The organism is Providencia sp. PROV208, assembly GCF_028479465.1.
Lineage (GTDB): Bacteria > Pseudomonadota > Gammaproteobacteria > Enterobacterales > Enterobacteriaceae > Providencia > Providencia alcalifaciens.
In genome coordinates, this window is record NZ_JAMPNS010000016.1 from 85,102 (window position 1) to 106,090 (window position 20,989).

At 40.3% G+C, this 20,989-nt stretch carries 21 protein-coding genes, 4 tRNA genes and 1 riboswitch; of the genes, 9 read left to right on the forward strand and 16 right to left on the reverse strand.

The features are described 5' to 3' along the window. Nucleotides 1–314 precede the first annotated feature (314 nt). Nucleotides 315–695 (reverse strand): fluoride efflux transporter CrcB, encoded by a 381-nt coding sequence (crcB, locus tag PR766_RS13035; RefSeq protein ID WP_006659423.1) that lies wholly within the window; start codon nucleotides 693–695, stop codon nucleotides 315–317. Nucleotides 696–804: 109 nt separating this feature from the next. After that, a riboswitch (Fluoride riboswitch) is annotated at nucleotides 805–873 on the reverse strand. A gap of 144 nt (nucleotides 874–1,017) precedes the next feature. Between crcB and fetA the strand changes: the two genes are divergently transcribed. Together fetA and fetB are read left to right on the forward strand one after the other, a co-directional pair. Beyond that, nucleotides 1,018–1,671, forward strand: a complete 654-nt coding sequence (fetA, locus tag PR766_RS13040; RefSeq protein ID WP_006661989.1) for an iron efflux ABC transporter ATP-binding subunit FetA — start codon at nucleotides 1,018–1,020, stop codon at nucleotides 1,669–1,671. 9 nt (nucleotides 1,672–1,680) lie between these two features. Then, on the forward strand, nucleotides 1,681–2,466 hold the full coding sequence (gene fetB, locus PR766_RS13045; protein WP_006661990.1) for an iron efflux ABC transporter permease subunit FetB: 786 nt from the start codon (nucleotides 1,681–1,683) through the stop codon (nucleotides 2,464–2,466). Nucleotides 2,467–2,509: 43 nt separating this feature from the next. On the opposite strand, the gene PR766_RS13050 is transcribed toward fetB, so the two are convergent. Then, a complete protein-coding gene (locus PR766_RS13050) occupies nucleotides 2,510–3,553 on the reverse strand; it encodes a LacI family DNA-binding transcriptional regulator (RefSeq protein WP_230086846.1) in 1,044 nt (347 codons plus the stop codon). A 237-nt stretch (nucleotides 3,554–3,790) separates the two neighbouring features. Here PR766_RS13050 and PR766_RS13055 point away from each other — a divergent pair, with 237 nt between their 5' ends. From PR766_RS13055 to PR766_RS13065, 3 genes are all read left to right on the forward strand, one after another. Continuing rightward, a complete protein-coding gene (locus PR766_RS13055) occupies nucleotides 3,791–4,519 on the forward strand; it encodes an SDR family oxidoreductase (RefSeq protein ID WP_006661992.1) in 729 nt (242 codons plus the stop codon). Nucleotides 4,520–4,554: 35 nt separating this feature from the next. Next, nucleotides 4,555–6,177: an FGGY-family carbohydrate kinase gene (locus PR766_RS13060; protein WP_154636473.1), complete on the forward strand. Its 1,623-nt coding sequence runs from the start codon at nucleotides 4,555–4,557 to the stop codon at nucleotides 6,175–6,177. A gap of 506 nt (nucleotides 6,178–6,683) precedes the next feature. Further along, nucleotides 6,684–6,971 carry a hypothetical protein gene (locus PR766_RS13065; RefSeq protein WP_154636472.1) on the forward strand — a complete coding sequence of 96 codons (288 nt, stop codon included), beginning with the start codon at nucleotides 6,684–6,686 and terminating at the stop codon, nucleotides 6,969–6,971. A 54-nt stretch (nucleotides 6,972–7,025) separates the two neighbouring features. Here PR766_RS13065 and PR766_RS13070 read toward each other — a convergent pair whose 3' ends face one another. Together PR766_RS13070 and PR766_RS13075 are read right to left on the reverse strand one after the other, a co-directional pair. After that, nucleotides 7,026–7,919, reverse strand: coding sequence for an endonuclease/exonuclease/phosphatase family protein (locus PR766_RS13070; RefSeq protein ID WP_006661995.1), 894 nt, complete (start codon nucleotides 7,917–7,919; stop codon nucleotides 7,026–7,028). Nucleotides 7,920–8,140: 221 nt separating this feature from the next. After that, a complete protein-coding gene (locus PR766_RS13075; RefSeq protein ID WP_006661996.1) occupies nucleotides 8,141–9,175 on the reverse strand; it encodes a LacI family DNA-binding transcriptional regulator in 1,035 nt (344 codons plus the stop codon). Between the two features lie 236 nt (nucleotides 9,176–9,411). Here PR766_RS13075 and PR766_RS13080 point away from each other — a divergent pair, with 236 nt between their 5' ends. From PR766_RS13080 to PR766_RS13090, 3 genes are read left to right on the forward strand one after another with little or no spacing between them, the layout of a single operon-like run. Further along, nucleotides 9,412–9,858 (forward strand): PTS sugar transporter subunit IIA, encoded by a 447-nt coding sequence (locus PR766_RS13080; RefSeq protein ID WP_006659413.1) that lies wholly within the window; start codon nucleotides 9,412–9,414, stop codon nucleotides 9,856–9,858. Nucleotides 9,859–9,878: 20 nt separating this feature from the next. Further along, nucleotides 9,879–10,166 (forward strand): PTS sugar transporter subunit IIB, encoded by a 288-nt coding sequence (locus PR766_RS13085; protein ID WP_006659412.1) that lies wholly within the window; start codon nucleotides 9,879–9,881, stop codon nucleotides 10,164–10,166. Nucleotides 10,167–10,177: 11 nt separating this feature from the next. After that, complete coding sequence (locus PR766_RS13090; RefSeq protein ID WP_006659411.1) at nucleotides 10,178–11,434, forward strand: PTS ascorbate transporter subunit IIC; 1,257 nt, start codon at nucleotides 10,178–10,180, stop codon at nucleotides 11,432–11,434. Nucleotides 11,435–11,520: 86 nt separating this feature from the next. Here PR766_RS13090 and PR766_RS13095 read toward each other — a convergent pair whose 3' ends face one another. Continuing rightward, nucleotides 11,521–12,327 carry a bestrophin-like domain gene (locus PR766_RS13095; RefSeq protein WP_006661997.1) on the reverse strand — a complete coding sequence of 269 codons (807 nt, stop codon included), beginning with the start codon at nucleotides 12,325–12,327 and terminating at the stop codon, nucleotides 11,521–11,523. 237 nt (nucleotides 12,328–12,564) lie between these two features. Further along, entirely contained in the window at nucleotides 12,565–13,335 is a 771-nt protein-coding gene (map, locus tag PR766_RS13100) for a type I methionyl aminopeptidase (RefSeq protein ID WP_006661998.1), read from the reverse strand. A 280-nt stretch (nucleotides 13,336–13,615) separates the two neighbouring features. Here map and PR766_RS13105 point away from each other — a divergent pair, with 280 nt between their 5' ends. Further along, entirely contained in the window at nucleotides 13,616–14,035 is a 420-nt protein-coding gene (locus PR766_RS13105) for a hypothetical protein (protein ID WP_006659408.1), read from the forward strand. A gap of 49 nt (nucleotides 14,036–14,084) precedes the next feature. On the opposite strand, the gene PR766_RS13110 is transcribed toward PR766_RS13105, so the two are convergent. The 10 genes from PR766_RS13110 to PR766_RS13155 form a co-directional block, all read right to left on the reverse strand. Beyond that, nucleotides 14,085–15,296 carry a nicotinamide mononucleotide deamidase-related protein YfaY gene (locus PR766_RS13110; protein WP_036965107.1) on the reverse strand — a complete coding sequence of 404 codons (1,212 nt, stop codon included), beginning with the start codon at nucleotides 15,294–15,296 and terminating at the stop codon, nucleotides 14,085–14,087. Between the two features lie 132 nt (nucleotides 15,297–15,428). After that, the gene (fabV, locus tag PR766_RS13115; RefSeq protein ID WP_006659406.1) at nucleotides 15,429–16,628 is read right to left on the reverse strand and encodes an enoyl-ACP reductase FabV; all 1,200 of its coding nucleotides are present in this window, start codon (nucleotides 16,626–16,628) and stop codon (nucleotides 15,429–15,431) included. A gap of 98 nt (nucleotides 16,629–16,726) precedes the next feature. Further along, nucleotides 16,727–16,885, reverse strand: a complete 159-nt coding sequence (locus PR766_RS13120; RefSeq protein WP_036960633.1) for a hypothetical protein — start codon at nucleotides 16,883–16,885, stop codon at nucleotides 16,727–16,729. A gap of 240 nt (nucleotides 16,886–17,125) precedes the next feature. Beyond that, a tRNA-Leu gene (locus PR766_RS13125) sits at nucleotides 17,126–17,212 on the reverse strand. Nucleotides 17,213–17,315: 103 nt separating this feature from the next. After that, nucleotides 17,316–17,402: transfer RNA gene (locus tag PR766_RS13130), tRNA-Leu, on the reverse strand. Between the two features lie 7 nt (nucleotides 17,403–17,409). Continuing rightward, a tRNA-Cys gene (locus tag PR766_RS13135) sits at nucleotides 17,410–17,483 on the reverse strand. A 25-nt stretch (nucleotides 17,484–17,508) separates the two neighbouring features. Beyond that, nucleotides 17,509–17,584 (reverse strand) — tRNA-Gly (locus PR766_RS13140). A 164-nt stretch (nucleotides 17,585–17,748) separates the two neighbouring features. Continuing rightward, on the reverse strand, nucleotides 17,749–18,297 hold the full coding sequence (gene pgsA, locus PR766_RS13145; RefSeq protein WP_006657588.1) for a CDP-diacylglycerol--glycerol-3-phosphate 3-phosphatidyltransferase: 549 nt from the start codon (nucleotides 18,295–18,297) through the stop codon (nucleotides 17,749–17,751). 56 nt (nucleotides 18,298–18,353) lie between these two features. After that, nucleotides 18,354–20,186, reverse strand: coding sequence for an excinuclease ABC subunit UvrC (uvrC, locus tag PR766_RS13150; protein ID WP_006662001.1), 1,833 nt, complete (start codon nucleotides 20,184–20,186; stop codon nucleotides 18,354–18,356). Beyond that, entirely contained in the window at nucleotides 20,153–20,839 is a 687-nt protein-coding gene (locus PR766_RS13155; RefSeq protein WP_006662002.1) for a LuxR C-terminal-related transcriptional regulator, read from the reverse strand. Before PR766_RS13155 ends, uvrC begins: the two co-directional genes overlap by 34 nt. Nucleotides 20,840–20,989 lie beyond the last annotated feature (150 nt).

Sequence of the window (20,989 nt, forward strand, 5' to 3'; positions counted from 1 at the left end):
GTGATAATCTGAGTTTTTGATGGGATATTTTAAAAAAGTTACTTTTACTAATAATTCATTCTTTTTCGTGACAAGGGAAATGCCAAATTTATATTCTGTTGCCCAGTAATATATTTTTATTCATTCACTATCTATTTGTCAGGTTTTCATGATAAAAGCAAATTGTTAGCCACGTTGGCAATATATTCTGCTTTATTTCACCCTTCCTCATTTTTTCTGAAAATAAAGATAAAAATAGCCTATTCGCATCCACAAATAGGCTATTAATTGAACACATCCAATGAATGAGAAATAAATCACTGCACCGATGTAGATTATCCTTGAGAAAGCATGTTATGACACAGCATACCCAATAAAGTGAAGAGCAACGCGCCGAGAACATGTATTGCAATGGTACTAAATGCGACCACTAGCTTCCCTTCTTGTAGCATCACCAACACTTCCAACGAAAACGTTGAAAAGGTAGTAAATGCCCCACAAAAACCCGTCACAATAAATAATTTGTATGCAGGATTAATATTCGCACTCGCAAAGTAAGAGACAGCAAAACCAATAATAAAGCCGCCCACTAAATTGACGAACACCGTACCAAAGGGGATATGAGGATGTAAATTATTGAGCTTCAAGCCGATTAGCCATCTTAACCAGCCACCTAACACTGAGCCCAAAGCAATAGAAATAAGAGATGCGTACATTGCTACTTTCCTTACAAGTCATATGGGAATAAATGCAAGGAAAAGCTCCCGCAGACATTTATGCCCTACATTCGGGCACATAATCCTACGTGCCCATTCAAATGAATAGGTTTACGTAGGCATCATCAGTCCACAAAAGGACGGTTAAACTAGGAGGAATGCCATCTCCTAACAAGACGTTACTTAAAATAATAAGGCAACTATTTTAGCCATGCAAATCTAATTTACCCAATCTGTTCCACATAACGCGGTGTCTATTTAGCCTAAATTGGCGCATAATATCCATAATCTCGATAATAGAATTAGATGGATTAGGTCATACATGGAAACAAAACACACCTTACTACAGCTCAAAAATATCGGTTTTCAGGTTGGTCAGAAGATAATTTTGGATAATGTGCAGATTGACCTATACCCTGGCGAATTTAAATTGATCACGGGTCCCTCAGGTTGTGGGAAAAGTACATTACTAAAAATTATCTCTTCTTTACTTCCTCCTAGCTATGGAGAGATCCTCTTTGCTGGGCAAAACATCAATACTATTTTGCCAGAAAAGTATCGCCAGCAAGTCTCCTATTGTACTCAGACACCCGCGTTATTTGGGAATACCGTCTATGACAATTTATTTTTTCCATATCAAATTCGTAACCAGTCATTTGATAAAAAAAAGATTTTAGATGATTTAAGCTATTTTTCACTGCCAGACTCAATCCTAGAAAAAGGAATTAACGAACTTTCTGGTGGAGAAAAACAGCGAGTTTCGCTGATCCGAAATTTGCAATTTCTGCCGCAAATCTTACTTCTGGATGAAATTACCAGTGCTTTAGATGAACAAAATAAAATCAAAGTCAATGAGCTAATTCATCAATTAGCGGTCAAGAATAATATTGCCATACTTTGGGTCACTCATGACCAAGATGAAATCGCCCATGCTGACGATATTATTACTCTTCCCGTACATCATAGCGAAAAATAGGAATTAACCGTGCATCAACCTACTATTTCTAATGAGTCGCTCGCTTTCTCTATCATGTTAGTCTTAGTGGCAATTTTTATTAGCCACAAAGAAAAGCTTTCTCTCGAAAAAGATATTATTTGGAGTACTTTCCGAGCTATTGTTCAGCTTTTAATTGCCGGATATATCCTCACATATATATTCCATATTGATCATAAAGCACTCACTGTTTTATTAGTGTTATTTATCTGCTTTAACGCTGCATGGAATGCAAAAAAACGCAGCAAATACCTCGACAAATTATTTATCACCGCATTAATTGCCATTACCTCAGGCACATTTTTAACCTTGTTGGTATTGATTATTACTGAAGCTATCGCCTTCACTCCAATGCAAGTGATCCCAATTACTGGCATGATTGCAGGAAACGCCATGATAGCCGTTGGTCTTTGCTTCAATAACTTGGGACAACGATTTAACACTCAACAGCAACAAATTCAAGAAATGCTGAGCCTCGGAGCAACGCCGAAAATTGCTTCAGCATCCATTATTCGTGAAAGTATTCGAGCATCATTAATCCCTACTGTGGATTCAGCCAAAACGGTTGGGATTGTTAGTCTACCGGGTATGATGTCAGGGCTAATTTTTGCAGGGGTTGACCCTTTGCAGGCAGTTAAATACCAAATTATGGTAACCTTCATGCTATTAGCGACAGCCAGTCTTTCTACCATTCTTGCTGGCTATTTAACCTATGTGAAGTTTTATAATCAACGCCATCAGCTGCGATTAGATACCTTGAATAAAAACACTCAATAATATCTTCGTCAGGCTTAATATCCACTTTAAGCCTGACTTTATTTTATGCTATTTTTCCTACCGTGATTGGCATCACTTCGATCAGTTTAGGCTGACTTTCCCCTGATTCTATCAATTGGAAAACGTGCGCTAACATGGCAGGAACATCCTGTTTAACCATATCAATATCATGACCTAGCAGTGCAACAAATGGATCCCAGTCAAAACATCCCATTAGCGGTTGATGCTTCTCCGTATAACCCTCTTGTATTAACCATCTCATCACACCTTCTAATGAAATGGTTGAGTTAACGAATAATCCGCACAGTGCTATTTTTTTAGTGTTATCAATAGATTGTTGATGTGAGAAATACGCAGACAACGCTCGCTCCGCTTTTTCAGGCGCATAACCACACGTCCAAATATGGTGGGAAGGAACATCAATATTTAATGCGTTATGAGCATCAATAAATCCTCGAATTCGTTCGAGAGTATTATGTTCATCTTCTCGCCCTCCCACAAAGACTAACGACTCCGATGAGGCTACTTTTTGGTGCCTTTTTCGTAAAATATTGAGCGTCAGTTGCTTTGCACCATGATAGTTATCTGAAATAACCGAAGGTGCCAGTGTACCGGGTAAGTCTAAATTTAATGTCGGAACGCCGGATGCATGACAAATTTGCGTAATTTTATCGGGATCTGTAGCCCCTGTAGAGATTAACCAATCCACTTGATAAGACAACATGGCCTTCGCGGCTTCCAACTCTAACTGGGGGTCCCTTCGTGTACACGTAATAATAGGAAACAAACCCCGCTCACGCGCCATTTCTTCAAAATGTTCCACAATCGAACCAAAATAACGGTTATCGTATTTGGGCACCAACATCCCAATAATTTTCGATTTATTACTACGTAATAAACTCGCTTGTTTATTAACTGAATAATTTTGTTCTTCTGCTAAGCGTATAATTTTTTCAGCCAATTTCGCGCTAATACGTCTTTTTTGCCAATTTCCATTCAATACTGCGCTAACGGCACTGGCTGAAACCCCTGCCAACTCTGCAAGGTCATAGATCGTCGTTTTCTTATTTTGTCTGATCTTGCTCACAAATTCATGCCTCCATTTTTTCCTAGCTTGACACCAAAGCGTAAAAGTCGCAATACTGCTCTATCGATTGAGCTTACATCGAAATTAACCTAGAATCGAGTTGATATGGCGTTTTGCCTGCATTCTCACTCAATGAATACACACCGCCAAATTCCCTCGTAACTGACTAAAATTAAATAATTTCTAATATTCAACCTACATCTCTATTGATTAACTAACTTATCCGGAGTGAACATCATGGCTATCTCATTAGAAAACAAAGTTGCCGCAATTACAGGTGCGGCTTCTGGTATTGGACTTGAGTGCGCACGTACCCTACTTAAAGCTGGCGCAAAAGTCGTTTTAATTGACCGAGCAGAAGAACGATTAAATCAGTTAGTTGCTGAATTAGGTGACAGTGCAATCCCGCTAGTCGTTGATTTAATGAAACCTGAACAAGTAGATGGCATGTTAGATGCTATTTTAGCAAAAGCGGGTCGCTTAGATATTTTCCATGCAAACGCAGGGGCTTATATTGGCGGTCCTGTTGCTGAAGGGGATCCTGATGTTTGGGATAAAGTGTTAAACCTCAATATCAATGCTGCATTTCGTAGTGTTCGCGCTGTTCTGCCTCACTTTATTGAACAAAAATCAGGGGACGTCCTGTTTACTAGCTCAATCGCAGGTATGGTACCCGTTATCTGGGAGCCGATTTACACGGCCTCTAAATTTGCAGTTCAAGCCTTTGTTCATTCGACTCGCCGCCAAGTTTCTCAATATAGTGTTCGTGTGGGTGCCGTATTACCGGGTCCAGTCGTGACGGCGTTACTCGATGATTGGCCAAAAGAAAAAATGGAAGAAGCATTAGCCAATGGCAGCTTAATGCAACCGATTGAAGTCGCTGAAGCCGTTTTATTCATGTTAACTCGCCCAAAAAATGTCACCATCCGTGATCTGGTCATTCTTCCTAACAGCGTTGACCTCTAATTTTACCGATAACAACACACATTGTGGGAGGACACATGAACAGCCCTACGCAAAACAAAAATGACGACGTCGTCATTGGGATTGATGTCGGTACAGGAAGTGCGCGAGCAGGTATTTTTGATATGTGCGGTAACATGCTCGCTTCCGCTAAACACGATATTACCCTCTACCGTGATAGCGCTAACTTTGCGGAACAATCCAGCAACGAAATTTGGATGGCGGTTTGCTATTGTGTGAAACAAGCTATGGCGGAAGCCAAAATGGATGCGAGACGGGTCGCAGGAATTGGATTTGATGCGACCTGTTCTCTGGTTGTTTTAGATAAAAACCAGCAACCTATTTCAGTCAGCCCAAGTGAAGATCCGGAGCGCAATATTATTGTTTGGATGGATCACCGAGCGACCGAGCAAGCCGAGCGCATCAATAGTTTACAGCATCCTGTCTTAAACTATGTCGGAGGTAAGATTTCGCCAGAAATGGAAACTCCAAAAATTCTTTGGCTGAAAGAAAATCGCCCCCAAACTTATGATGACGCGTGGCAATTTTTTGATTTGGCAGATTTCCTTACCTGGAAATCAACTGGTTCTTTAGCGCGTTCCACGTGTACGGTGACGTGTAAATGGACCTATCTTGCCCATGAACAGCGCTGGGATACTGACTATTTCCGCCAAATTGGTCTCACTGAACTCGCTGATGAAAATTTTGCTCGGATCGGTCAGGATATTGTTGAACCAGGTACACCAAATGGTCATGGTTTAACCGCGCAAGCCGCTGAAGAAATGGGATTATTAATCGGAACCCCCGTTGCCGCAGGAATGATTGATGCTCATGCAGGTGGCATTGGCACCGTCGGAGTAAATGGTGATGCCACCGCTAATATGGCCTATGTTTTCGGTACATCCTCATGCACGATGACGACAACACAAGAGCCGGTTTTTATTCCCGGCGTTTGGGGCCCATATTATTCCGCAATGGTACCGGGTATGTGGCTCAATGAAGGTGGACAAAGTGCTGCTGGTGCCGCCATTGACCAACTTCTCTCACTACACCCAATGGCAGCGCAAGCCAAAGCAATGGCTAAAGAGCAAGGTAAGCCATTACCAGTAATGCTAGCGGATAAGGTGTTAGAGAAGTCCAACAGCCCATCTCAAGCCGTTGAATTAGCGGAAGGCATTCATATTGTTCCTGAATTTTTAGGCAATCGAGCCCCCTTTGCAGACCCACATGCAAAAGCAATCATTGCGGGTTTAACGATGGATAATAGTTTTGATAATTTACTCGCCTTCTATACCGCAGGTGTCTGTAGTATTGGCTATGGCTTGCGACAGATTATTGAAGCTCAAGCCCAGTCAGGCGCAAAAATCCAAAATATCGCAATTAGTGGCGGTGCGGGTCAACATCCATTAATCCGTCAGCTACTTGCCGATGCCTGTGGAGTTCCCGTGATTTCTACACAAGCGAGTGAACCTGTATTATTAGGCTCTGCAATTCTAGGCGCTGTTGCTGGAGGCGTTTGTGAGAATGTTGCACAAGCCATGGCTCAATTCGCTAATATTGACCTAACCTATCAAGCAAATAAACAATTTAAATTACATCATGAAACCCGTTTTGCTTCTTTTAAACATTTACAACAATGTGCTAGAGAGCTAAAAGGTTAATATAATAATTTTTATACACAAAAAAGGGATAAATTAATTTATCCCTTTTTATTAACTATTCCTTATTTTTATTTCTCATTTAAACTTGGATATTTATTTAAAAATAAAAATACCTATCATTAATATTAAATAGAATTTAAAATAAATTAAAAATCAATTTAATATTCAATCCATTTTCTCGTCTAAGTCAGTGGAATACACCTAAAACATGCATTTATTAAGCATAAAGCAAAGCAGAGAACAACTTTTCCAAATAAATCATATCATTAAATATGCACCCAATATTCTTAAACACGATTGAAATCCATTAGTATTTGCAGGGATTAAATTATGATTTTCAAGCTTCAATATTCTTCCTTGGAAATAAATAGCTAACATAATGATATAATAAGAAATACTTTTTTAGGTTTAATTTAAAAACCAAAAACTAAAATTATCCGACTAATTTTGATAAAAGATTTATGGTAACTTGTGTATTATTCGAAAAAACAAAAATAGGACCCATCATGACAAATACACAACTACTATTACTCGCAACCAACAACGTCAAAAACAATACTGAACTTAGCCATTCTCAAGCGTCCTATGTTTATCAATATTATTATGCGAATGTTGCCAACAAATTCCTATCAGTTAAAGATTTCATGAAGGAATTCATGAAATTAACTAAGCCGGCTCTGGAGAGTGAACAGGATCTTCAAATACTGAGTTTACGTATTTACTCAGAAATTGAGAACTATTTAGGGGCGGCACAAACTCATTTTATTCAACGTCAAAAATTATTGCAAAAGTAAGCGATAAAGCACAAAACAGACCTCCCATCGAGGTCTGTTCATCATCAAATTAACTTATTGTTCTTGCAATTCAAGTTCTGCAATAACAGGCAGATGGTCACTGACTTTCGACCACTGAAAATCCTTGCTATCTGTCGGTATCGTCATGTTTTTGACATCCCATACTTGCCCTTTATAAGTAAAAATGTGGTCAATATCAATGGCAGGGTTAACCGCTGGCCATGTTCGATAATTTACCCCTTTTTTCTCAACGGGATTCCAAAAATAGCTAATTTCTTCAATCGGTTGTTCTTTCGCAGTTGAGTTAAAATCGCCAGCAAGGATTTTAATAGAGGCGGCGATATTATCAAAACCCGTCTCTGTATCACCAATGGTCGCATCTAAAATATGGCGAACTTGTCCAATACGAATGGTTGGATCTTTTTGCCAATCTAAGTGTGTTCCCATGATAATAATGGGTGAATCAAAACCAGGCTTAGTAATTTGTGATAATAACACGACACGCTGTTCTGCTCCCCCAGAGGGTAAATTGACGACTTGGGATTTTTCAATTTTATATTTTGATAAAATACCTACCCCATATTCACCACCATCAAAATCGAGCGCCTTACCAAACGCAAAATCCATCTTGTTAGCTTTGGCTATTTCCTCGAGTTGATTCACTTTTTTACTACGAGCAGTTTTATTATCAATTTCAGTTAATACAATTACATCCGCATCAATCTTAGCAATTGCTTTGCTGAGTTCATCTAAATTAGCCACATCCGCTGCCAGCTCATTCTTACCGATATTGTAGGTAGCAACTTTGATTGTTGGTTTATTAGCGGTATAGACCTTATTAGGCGTTCCCCCATTTTGCACCATTAATACTTCAGAGCCCGTTGTTGCAGCAGTAGCACCACAGGAAACTAAAATTGCGGCAGAAATTAATGTTTTTATTGGTTTCATCGTTTATTTATCCCCAGTAAAATGGCTACATTCAAGCTAAATAGATACCTATCTCTGCACAAAATCCGAGCATTCAAGATAGATACTTCTAAAAAGTAACACAGAAGAATAAATAAACCGTGACCTCTACAGCACTCTTATTTCGAGATTAAAAATAACTTTTAGCCTTTATGTAATTTTGTGACCCAAACCACACTGCCATACAACAAATAGATTATTTTCTAGCCACTTTGTCTTGCTTCAAATTTATACGGAAAAATAATCTCATCTTGCTCATTAATAAAATTCTCTTCCGCCTCACTTAGCCATTTTAATAATTTCTTTGCCGTTTCCCGTGCCATTTTACTGTAATCAATACGTACAGAAGTCAATGATGGATGAATATGATCACAATTCTCAGACCCTTCGACACAGGCGATTGCCAACATTTTAGGCACTTTGATTAATCGTCTTTGGCATTCAAACATCACCCCCAGCGCTATCATTTCATGGCTACAGATCACCGCTTCTAATTCAGGCTGGCGAGTTAACATTTCACTAATCGCTTGTCGCCCAAAATCCATTGTGGCGATATAAGGAGTGGTAATACTCTGTTCAGCACTTAAATTATGCTTTAACAACGTATTATTCCAGCCACTCAGTTGCTGGCTCTGCATTTTGCTATCCATTTGTGCACCAATATACCCAATACGTTGGTGACCTTTTTGTAGCAAGTAGTGAGTGAGAAAACTGACTGCTTCCCCCAAGTTATTTTTTATATTTAATGAAAAACGATGGGAAGAATCCCCTGTCACACTAATAACAGGGATAGGTAAATTATTTAGCGTATTTAGTGCACTCTCAGAATTCACCACACCAAAAATGACGAATGCCGCAGGGCTACTTTGTAATAACGTGAGTAAGACTTCAGACTCTTTTTTATGTTGATAATCATGGCTACCAATCACCACTTGGTAGTTATTTTTATTCAAGACTTCTTGTAATGCTTGCAGAAAAACTGAGCTCGCATTATCCCTCAATGAAGGGATTAATACCGCAATAGTGCGACTTTGACCTGATGCCAAAATACCTGCGGCAGAGTTAGGGATATAACCCAGCTCTTCAACCGCTTCATTGATCTTTTCCCTTAGTTTATCCGAAACTAATTCCGGTGTACGTAAGGCTCGTGATACCGTCATTGAGCCGACGCCCGCATATTTAGCAACGTCTTGTAGGGTGACTCTTCCTGTATTCTTTCTTTTTCGGGTTTTCTGCATGAAATTCTTTTGATTCATCTAAACTGATTATTCAACGGCGATAACTTACCACAGGTCTGATTTGTTAATTAACAGACAAATACACTAAAAATGATTTTATTAGGGATATTTAGCCAAAATGATAGCGCTATCACGAAAATGAACAATTCAACTAGATAGCGCTACCATAGATCACTACTATTCACTCAATTACTACAATATCTAACAATAATTCTTTTTTACCAGGAGCCAAACCAATGCTAACCACATTATTAACCCCAAATGTGATTCAGGTGGTTGAGAGCGCCAATGACTGGCGTGATGCGATAAAAATTGCCTGTAATCCGTTAATTAATAATAAGTTCATCGAACCTCGCTATATTGATGCCATCATTCAATCCCATGAAAAAATCGGTCCTTACTATGTATTGGGTCCGGGTATCGCAATGCCACATGCGCGTCCTGAAGATGGAGTAAATCAATTATCCCTTGGACTAACTGTCATCAAGCAAGGGGTTGAATTTGGCTCTGAAGGTAACGATCCAATTAAGTTATTGATTGTTCTTGCGGCAACCGATAGCAATAGCCATATTGGCGCTATCGCAAAACTCGCCGAACTTTTTGATAACCAAGAAGATATTGATAGCATCATGCAATCAGAAAACGTAGATGACATTCTTAACATCATCGCTAAATATGAATAATTGAGTCATAGGTAAATATTATGAAAATCACTGTTGTTTGTGGAAATGGTTTAGGTACAAGTCTGATGATGGAAATGAGCATCAAGACAATTTTAAAAGACCTGCAAGTTGCGGCTGATGTTGACCATGTTGATTTAGGCTCAGCAAAAGGTACCGTGAGTGATATTTTTGTCGGCACTACAGATATTGCAGAACAATTAGTTGCTCAGCAAGTTGGCGGCGAAATCGTTGCTCTGGAAAACATGATTGATAAAGTTGCGATGAAAGAACGTCTGAGCGTAGCTTTACAGAAACTCGGCGCGATGTAACCGGAGGCTTCATGGAATTCTTTCGTTTTCTGATGCAAGATGTGCTTTCAGAACCCGCCGTACTGGTTGGTCTGATTGCCTTAATTGGCTTAATTGCTCAAAAAAAACCTGTCACAGAATGCATTAAAGGCACCATCAAAACCATCATGGGTTTTGTGATTTTAGGTGCAGGTGCGGGTCTGGTTGTCAGTTCTTTAGGTGATTTCTCCGCTATTTTCCAACACGCATTTGGTATTAACGGTGTTGTACCAAACAACGAAGCTATCGTCTCTATTGCACAGAAAAGCTTCGGTCGTGAAATGGCAATGATTATGTTCTTTGCGATGTTAATCAATATCTTGATTGCTCGCCTGACCCCATGGAAATTTATATTCCTAACCGGTCACCATACTTTATTCATGTCTATGATGATTGCGGTAATCTTAGCTACCGCAGGTATGGAAGGAACGATGCTCGTTGCAGTCGGCTCACTGATTGTTGGTTTCTGTATGGTATTCTTCCCTGCCATTGCACATCCATATATGAAGAAAGTGACTGGCTCCGATGATGTTGCAATCGGTCACTTCTCCACAATTTCTTATGTATTAGCTGGCTTTATTGGTAGCAAATTTGGTAATAAAGAACATTCAACTGAAGATATGAATGTACCAAAAAGCTTACTGTTCCTGCGTGATACCCCCGTTGCAATTTCATTCACGATGTTCATTATCTTTATCATTACTTGTTTATTTGCAGGCAGTGATTTTGTTCGTGAAGTCAGTGGCGGTAAAAATTGGTTCATGTTCTCGTTGATGCAATCCATCACTTTCGCCGCAGGTGTTTATATCATCCTGCAAGGTGTACGTATGGTTATCGCGGAAATTGTTCCTGCATTTAAAGGAATTTCTGACAAACTGGTGCCAAATGCCAAACCAGCATTAGACTGTCCGGTTGTCTTCCCTTATGCACCAAATGCAGTATTAGTTGGCTTTTTAAGTAGCTTTGCGGCAGGTGTGTTAGGCATGTTTGTTCTGTATGCACTAAACATGACCGTGATTATTCCTGGCGTTGTTCCTCACTTCTTTGTAGGTGCAGCTGCGGGGGTATTTGGTAATGCGACAGGTGGACGTCGTGGTGCAATCCTCGGTGCCTTTGCTCAAGGCTTACTGATTACATTCTTACCTGTATTCTTACTGCCAGTCCTTGGTGATATCGGGATTGCCAATACCACCTTTAGTGATGCTGACTTCGGCGCTATCGGAATTCTATTAGGTATTATCGTTCGATAATTCATTAACCCTCTGGGGATACCTACTCAGAGGGTTTTTTCTATTTATACGACTTCAGTAATACGGACATTCCAATGGGGCTTAATTTACTTTCCCAGCCAAGCACCATCCTTAAATAAGAAATCTTGCAATAAAACTAAATCATCCGGCGTTACGTGGATCACCCCTTCTCCTGGAATATCAATTTCAGCAATCATAAATAATGCCAGTGTCGTCAATGATGGCAAAATCACAATTAACCAATTTTTTCCTTTTGTTCCACGAATATTGTAGCCAATCAAAATATTCGAACAGACCGCAAAAAAGATTAATAAAAACCATGCCGCATTCGGAATTTGGTGCCGCCAACTCGCCATCGTTTTTTGCTGTGACACATACAGATCACCAAAAGCAGATAAAACAGATGAAACCACTGGGTTCGGTGACGCTTGGGCTTGTTTAACGCCGATTTCCCAAAGTTGCCCTTGTTTTGTTAATGAAGCCATCCTCCATTGATTATTTTCATCGCTTACCCCTGACTTAAAAAACTCGATGCGCGCTTCAAGATATTGTTGAATAAGTAATGATGCCTCCGCTCGTTCATCACCGCTGAGTAATTGCGCGCGTTGATATGCATTACCAATCGCTATAGCTTCATTTTCTTCTGTTTGTTGGCGATTATTATAGCCATTGATTGAAATGGAGAGTACGAATCCAATTAATAACCCCAGCAATGATAGAATCGCTCCCAAAATAATTTTAGCTTCATCATCAGCCAGTTCCTCATGGGCACTGCGACGTTTAAAAATATACTTCCCAATATAAGCGGAAATAATTAATAAAATAAACGTAACGATAAATAAAAGAATGGAATCAATGGGGGAGTCATTAATTAACTCAGAGAGGTTAAACATACATAGCACCAGAAAAATTTATTTTCCGATATATAGCACAATCAAATGAGCAATATCCATGAAAATTACCTTTTAACTGGGAATTTTAGTAATAAGCTTCAGACTGCATATCAAATAACGATAACCCAAGATGAAATGGTATCAATAAATGAATAACCGTAGAATTTAACTAGCTAATTTAACTTAATAAAGAGAGTCGCCATATTCATGTTTAACTCGATATGGCGATGTGCTGTATTAACGCTCTTCTTCACGTAAAGTGAGAACTTCATAACCCGCTTTAGTGACTAGAATGGTATGCTCCGATTGAGCAGATAGCTTTTTATCTCGAGTCACCACGGTCCAACCATCTTTTTTGGTTTTGATTTTCATGCCACCTTGGTTAATCATTGGCTCAATCGTGAATGTCATACCTTCCTTCAGAACAACACCTCTGCCACGAGTCCCATAGTGCAATACTTGTGGATCTTCATGCATTTTACGACCAATACCATGCCCACAATATTCACGAACAACACTATAACCATTTGATTCTGCATGGTGCTGAATTGCAGAGCCAATATCACCCAATGTCGCTCCGGGCTTCACTTGCTTAATGCCTTCCCACATTGCATTATAGGTATCTTTCACTAATTTACGGGCAAGTGGAGAAGCCTCCGGCATCACATACATTTTGCTTGAGTCCGCAATAAACCCATTTTTCTCTAACGTAATATCCACGTTAATAATGTCTTTAGGTTTTAATATTTCATCTACTTTTGGCACACCATGGCAAACTACTTCATTAATTGATGTATTTAAAACATATTGATAACCATATTGCCCTTTACTGGCTGGGCGTGCTTGGAGTTCATTCACAATGTAGCTTTCAACTTTATCGTTAATTTCCATCGTCGAAATTCCAGGAACGATAAACGCATCCAACATTTTAAAAACGCTGGCGAGTAACCGCCCTGACTCCCGCATTAACGCTATCTCTTCAACATTTTTAATCGTAATATTATCCATTAAAATTTCCTTATACCGCTGTTCTTGCGTTTAGCATGTCGATCAATAACATGCTAAAAATCTCTCTTAACATAAATTGATTATGCTCATAATTTGTTATGATCATAACGTATCAACTCATCCCATTAAAGCAACTCCATAGAGAAAGGCACAAATCAGCATAAAATACGATTTGCTCACCTTAAGGGATTATCTTAGTTACAGTCTAAATAATTGCTGCTAGATTACTTATAAGGATATGCATTATTAATAATTTATTGATATCAACTTGAGAATACGAATGAAAAAATACTTACTCGGCATTAGTCTCGGTGCAAATATTATTTTGCTTGTTGCCTTAGTGACAGTTACCTTTATGCTATTTAATTTAAAAGCCAAAGTTGATACTGCCATTCAGCAAGTCAAGGACGGGGAATATATTGAATTAGCCAAAGAAAATATGTTACCTGATTCTTTAAAAAATCTTTCCCAAATTGATGTCACAGAGAAACCTTGTGATTATTTTTATCAAAACGTGGATGTATTTATCGAGTATTTAAAAGATAATCCGGACATTGCAGGTGCAGATATTTATGCCAATCAAATCACGGCATTGAAACGTAAGATTGAAAAAGCCCCCTCCGTCTTTCAAGATAAAGCGTGCGAGAAAGGTATTTCAGGTCTTAATTTTATGATTGAAACTATCTCGCCAAGTGAATAATCCTATAAGCCACTCTCGACCAAATAATCAGAAAGTGGCATACGGCTGATTATCTCAATGACATTTCGATAATGTCAGTTTGGTCAAGCCACTCATAATTTCCCATAATAGGGCGACTATCTAACCAACGAGATAGCATGTCCAGCATCAACATCACACTGACTTGTTGTTTCTCTAATTCTGAATGATGGCGAGGCAAATATTTCACGCGCTGCGCATAACTCCCCGTTGGCGTTGATAACGCTAATGACAAATCGCCATTATGGTATTCACCAATAACTAAACCGATTTCACTGTCGCTCTGTGTTGTATTATTTTTTGCAGTTTGGATTAAATTGGCTAAATTCAGATCACCCTCTACAGGCATGGCGATATTGCCGTCCATAATCGGTGCTCCAGCTGCATTCAATGTCCAGTAAAGCAGTCCTGCACTAAACTGCTCGTGAGTGACGACCGACAAGTGTTTCTGTTTCAGTTTTTTCCCCACAACAGCCCCAAGTCCCTCCGTACCTTCAAAGACTTTATTATCGCCGACGCCGGCTTTAATCACTTGCCAGACTTTTTCCATTTCATCACGTTGACTGGCAGGACCTGTCAATTTCAGCTCAATGATTGGCATTGATGAACGGTATCCGAGTACACACTCTTTCGGCAATTTTAGCGCATCAAATTGCCTTGCAAGGCTACTTTCACTGCGACCAAAGCTGGTTAATCGTAGACAGAGCGGAGGCTCCGGCAATATGAACTTTTGACGTAATCGCGGAATAATTTGCTCGTTGACCATCACTTTAAACTCGGAAGGAACACCCGGTGTGAAAAATAACCAGCAATCATTCAGATACAGTGAAAAGCCACAGGCAGTGCCGACTGGATTATCAATAAGTTCCGCATTTGCAGGCAACATTGCTTGCTTACGGTTAGTTACCGGCATTTCGCGACCTCGAGCGGTAAAATAGCGCTCCATCTCAGCAATCCATTCTGGGTGCTCTATCAATGAAACACCCGCTGCTTTTGCTGCAGCTAGGGCGCTAAGATCATCACTGGTCGGCCCTAAACCACCGTTCACAATAATCACATCCGCATGCAGACTGCGTTCAAGAAATGTTGTCACCAAGCTATCAAGGGAATCACCGACGGTAGTGCGACTATGGAGCGGTATACCTTGCTGAAAAAAACAATCTGCTAGCCAAGCTGCATTAGTATCAATAATTTGTCCATGCAGAACTTCATCGCCGGTACTTAACATCTCTACAATCAACATCCCAGAAACTCCCTTTTTAAGACTTTCTATAAAAAGCCAATTTGAACATTATGATCCTAGATAACAAAAAATAAAACCCCGAGCACCGGTTTACCAGTGCTCGGGGTTTTCAGGCAAATAGATAATTATCTATTAAACTAATTCTTTCACTTCAAAATTAGCTTCGCCGCTTAAATCTGCTTCGTAATCAACGCCATCTAAGCCAAAGCCGAACAAGCGTAAGAATTCCGCTTTATAGCCTTGATAGTCCGTTAATTCATTGATGTTGTTATCGTTCAGCTGCTTCCAGATTTGACGACACGTTTCTTGCACGTCATCACGCAGTTCCCAGTCATCTAAACGCAGACGGTTTTTCTCGTCGGTATCCGGCGCTTCGCCACTAAATAATTTAGTTGCAAACAGACGCTGAATTTGCTCGATACACCCTTCGTGAATACCCTTCTCTTTCATGATTTTGAACACAATAGAGATATACAACGGCATCACTGGAATTGCAGAGGATGCTTGGGTGACCACTGATTTAAGGACTGCAACGTGTGCTGAGCCGCCTTTCTGTGCCATTTTTTCGTTGATAGCATGAGCTGCACGATCTAAGTCTTCTTTTGCTTTACCTAAAGTACCGTGCCAGTAAATCGGCCACGTTAAATCAGTACCAATATAGGAGTAAGCAACGGATTGTGCATTATCAGCCAGAACACCCGCATCCGCTAACGCGTTCATCCACAATTCCCAATCTTGTCCACCCATGACTTTCACGGTGTCTTCGATTTCTTGCTCATTGGCAGGCTCAACAACTGCTTCGATCAGCACGTCTTTGTTGGTATCCAGCGCAACAGATTTGTACGGTTCGCCAATTGGTTTTAATGCTGAACGGACAATTTCTCCGGTTTCAGGCATTTTACGCACTGGAGAAGCCAGTGAATAAACCACTAAATCCACTTGACCTAAATCTTGTTTAATCAAGTCGATAACGGTTTGACGGCATTCATTAGAAAATGCATCACCGTTGATGCTTTTTGCATACAGACCCGCTTCCTTTGCTGCTTTGTCAAAACCAGCAGCATTGTACCAACCTGCGGAACCTGTTTTGCTCTCACTGCCCGGCTTTTCAAAAAATACGCCGATGGTCGCTGCACCGCTGCCAAAAGCCGCATTGATGCGTGAAGCAAGACCGTAACCAGTGGATGCACCAATTACCAGAACCTTTTTCGGTCCATTTTTCAGTTCACCACGAGATTTCACATAGGCAATTTGCTCACGAACATGGGCTTCGCAGCCTGCTGGATGAGCTGTAGTGCAGATAAAACCACGAATTTTAGGTTTGATAATCATAGTAATTTTTCTTGGTAGCTAACAATCGAACACTAATATACCTGATATTCATCTTATACTTAAGATGTATAGGCAAGAAACATAGTGAACAGACCAGTTTATTTAGGATCTTGGCTCTTTTCCTGCTGTTCTACTTGAGAAAAAGCGAGTATTTTCAACCAATCTGCAAGTAATGGCGTGGTTTTTACCGCATCGAGCATCGCACGTTCATGTTTTGTTAAGCGAACAACCACAATTTCAGTTTTCATATTCGACATCACCCTCTCCTTTTTCAAAACGCTGATATTGGCACAGTTCAAGGTGGGATAGGTCTGACTTACTTATTTTTACTTAGTCTTTCGGTAAATTGAGAAAAATGGGAGAAAAATGACAAAAATCTTATTGAGATATATACCATTGAAAATATGGAATTATTTTATCTTTAGATGCAAAAAAGCCACCTATAAGGTGGCTTTTTATTTTTCTAACTTGCCGATTATTATCCGCTAAGTTTTATATGGTGCCCAGGGCGGGACTTGAACCCGCACAGCCTAAAGGCCGAGGGATTTTAAATCCCTTGTGTCTACCGATTTCACCACCTGGGCTAAATTTTTAGTACTGCTTTACTACTTTCTAATCAGAAAGACTCGCTAACTGACCAGTTTGAATCTTAAAGTAAAATGGACCGATTGGTCCATTTACTGAATATGGTGCCCAGGGCGGGACTTGAACCCGCACAGCCTAAAGGCCGAGGGATTTTAAATCCCTTGTGTCTACCGATTTCACCACCTGGGCTAGAATTTGGAGGCGCGTCCCGGAGTCGAACCGAGCTACACGGATTTGCAATCCGGTGCATAACCGCTTTGCTAACGCGCCTTACACCCTAATCTCTTTCAAGATTTGGAGCGGGAAACGAGACTCGAACTCGCGACCCCGACCTTGGCAAGGTCGTGCTCTACCAACTGAGCTATTCCCGCTTAAGCTTCACTTTTCAGTTTCTGCTTTCAAACTGGCTGATTTACTTATTTATTTTCGTAAACCACGTTGCCGTTCGATGCGTTGCATTCTACTGATTTCACCTATCGAGTCAATACAATTATTGAAATAATTGGATCGTTCGCTGTTTTTTCAATCATTTCGATCACGCTTCGCTCAAATCGCCCCACGCAGCCTTTAAATATTGGAACATTGACCAAAAAGTCAGGATTGCAGCCACATATAAAAGTGCAATAGACAGATGTTCGATCAGCGGATTTGGACGCCATAATAAGCCGACTAATGACATCATTTGCGCCGTGGTTTTGAATTTACCAATCCAAGAAACTGCCACGCTGCTACGCTTACCAATTTCCGCCATCCATTCTCTCAATGACGAGATAATGATTTCACGGGCGATCATCGTTGCAGCAGGTAAAGTCACATACCAAACATCATAGCTTTCAGTGACTAAGACTAACGCCGTTGCAACCATAACTTTGTCTGCAACGGGATCCAGGAAGGCGCCAAATTTTGTGGTTTGCTTCCATAAACGCGCTAAGAATCCGTCAAACCAATCCGTCACAGCGGCGATCACGAAAATCAGCGCACAAGCAAATGGTCCCCAACTGACAGGAAGATAAAATGCTAATACAAAAAACGGTATCAGGATGACACGGAACAGGGTCAACCACGTTGGTATATTTAATTTCATCGCGCTCACTAACTCTTTGTCCAAGACCGATACCTTAGTATGTTGCCCTAAGATACCTACTGTTTCAATGCATTATAAATCTTTTCTGCCAGCGCGTATGAGATCGAGGGCACTTTTGCGATCTCTTCTACGCTCGCATTTCGCAAGGGTTGTAATCCCCCCATATACTTTAATAGCATTTGACGGCGCTTCGGTCCCACGCCTTCAATCGATTCCAGTGCACTCGTATTTTTAACTTTAGCTCGGCGTTGACGATGTCCTGTAATGGCATGATTATGGGATTCATCACGAATATGTTGGATCACATGCAGTGCTGGCGAGTCCGGAGGGAGCGCAAAGCCTTCACCTTCCGGTTTTAAAAACAGTGTTTCCAAGCCAGCTTTACGATCACTGCCTTTTGCAACACCAATTAATAAAGGATGGTTTTTATCCCAATCCACTTCAAGGGAATCAAACACATCTTTTGCCTGCCCTAACTGCCCTTTACCACCATCAATAAAGATAATATCGGGAACTTTGCTTTCATCCAGATGCTTGCCATAACGACGTGTAAGCACTTGGTGCATTGCTGCATAATCATCCCCTGGTGTGATCCCCGTAATATTGTATCGACGATACTCCGATTTCACAGGACCCGTTTTATCGAATACGACGCAAGACGCTACCGTTTGCTCTCCCATGGTGTGGGAAATATCGAAACATTCCATACGGGAGATATTGTCAATATTCACCACTTTTGAAAGTGCAGCCATACGCTGTTGAATCGTGGATTGCTGAGCCAACTTTGTCGATAACGCGATAGATGCATTTGTTCGCGCTAGCTTTAAATAGCGAGCACGAGTGCCGCGCGGTTGGCTTTGAATTTGGATTTTACGCCCCGCAATATCGGACAGTGACTCTGCCAGAAGTTCTTTCTCCGTTAGTGGGAAATCAAGCAAAATTTCCCCTGGCAATGTACGGTTCTCACTACCTTGTAAATAGAATTGCCCCAAGAAGGTTTGCACCACTTCTTCTAATAAAGTGCCCGCCGGAATTTTTGGATAATAGCTTCGGCTTCCCAGCACTTTTCCTTGGCGAATAAACAAGACATGAACACACGCTAAACCAGAGTCGAATGCGACACCTATCACATCAAGGTCATCATCGCCCCCAGACACATACTGCTCTTCAGTCACCGCGCGCACAGCTTGAATTTGATCTCGAAAACGAGCTGCATCTTCAAATCGTAGCTCTTGGCTGGCTTTTTCCATCCGTTCAACTAATCCTGTTAACACCTGCTTGTCCTTCCCTGTTAAAAAAAGACGCACATAGTTAACTTGCTGCTCATATTCTTCATCCGTGACCAACCCTTTCACGCACGGTCCTAAGCAGCGACCAATTTGATACTGTAAACAGGGTCTTGATCGATTTCGATAAACGCTATCTTCACATTGACGAATAGGAAATAGTTTTTGCATTAACGCTAAGGTTTCGCGTACTGCATAAGAGCTTGGAAACGGACCGAAATACTCACCTTTAGCGTGCTTAGCACCGCGATGGCTCGAGATTCTTGGGTGAGTTTCGCTACTCAAGAAAATATAAGGATAGGATTTATCATCTCTTAACAAAACGTTATAACGAGGCTGATAAAGCTTAATATAGTTATGCTCCAACAATAACGCTTCGGTTTCAGTATGGGTAACCGTCACATCAATCGAGGCGATATTCTTGACCAACTGTTCTGTTTTGCGGCTTCCGACATTTTCACGAAAGTAGCTTGATAATCTTTTTTTAAGATCTTTCGCTTTTCCTACATAAATCACGGTTCCCCCAGCGTCATACATACGATAGACACCGGGTTGATTCGTGACGGTTTTTAAGAAAACTTTTGGATCAAACTGTTGTTCCACCCTGATAAATCCTGTTTTGCGGTGATTAAACCATAACTAATTGCTATATGTGTTAATTCTACATCACTACTGATATTAAGTTTACCAAACATTCGATATCGATAGGTATTTACCGTTTTCGGACTTAAAGATAATGTATCCGCAATTTGTTTGACGGGTGTACCTCGAGTGATCATCAACATAATTTCTAACTCTCTTGCAGAAAGTAATTCATAGATATCCAATTGTTCACGCTGGTTTAACCGCTGCAAAGCAAGGTGTTGAGCGATATCTGGGGAAATGATTTTCTGCCGTGCATTTACAACCTGTATGGCTTCAATAAGCTCTTCTTCAGCAATGCTCGTACTTAAAATCCCAAAGATCCCAATGTCCAGCGCTTTCACAATAAAAGTATCATTATGACGGACATTATAGATAATCAGCCCTACATCAGGTTGAGTACGACGTATCGTTGTGAAGGCTTTTAGTGAGTCAAAATGGCAATGCTCTCGATTAACTAAAATGATATTGGCTCTATTCTGTCGGTTCCATGTGATCACAGGATCTATAGAAGGAAAAGCAGCGACAACTTTATAACGCGTATTTCGGGTTAAAATCGCCTCAATACCTCGAATGGAAATATTGCTATCATCAATAATTATTATATTAATCAAGTACCTCTCCTAATAATGGCAAGCATAATGAGAGGATAATAAAGGAAAAAAACAACTAGTCATATCTTCTTTTTTAAAGATTAAATTAAAACTATTAGATTGACTATTATTCAATGGTTGATATTTAATTCTTAAATAAATCACTATCAA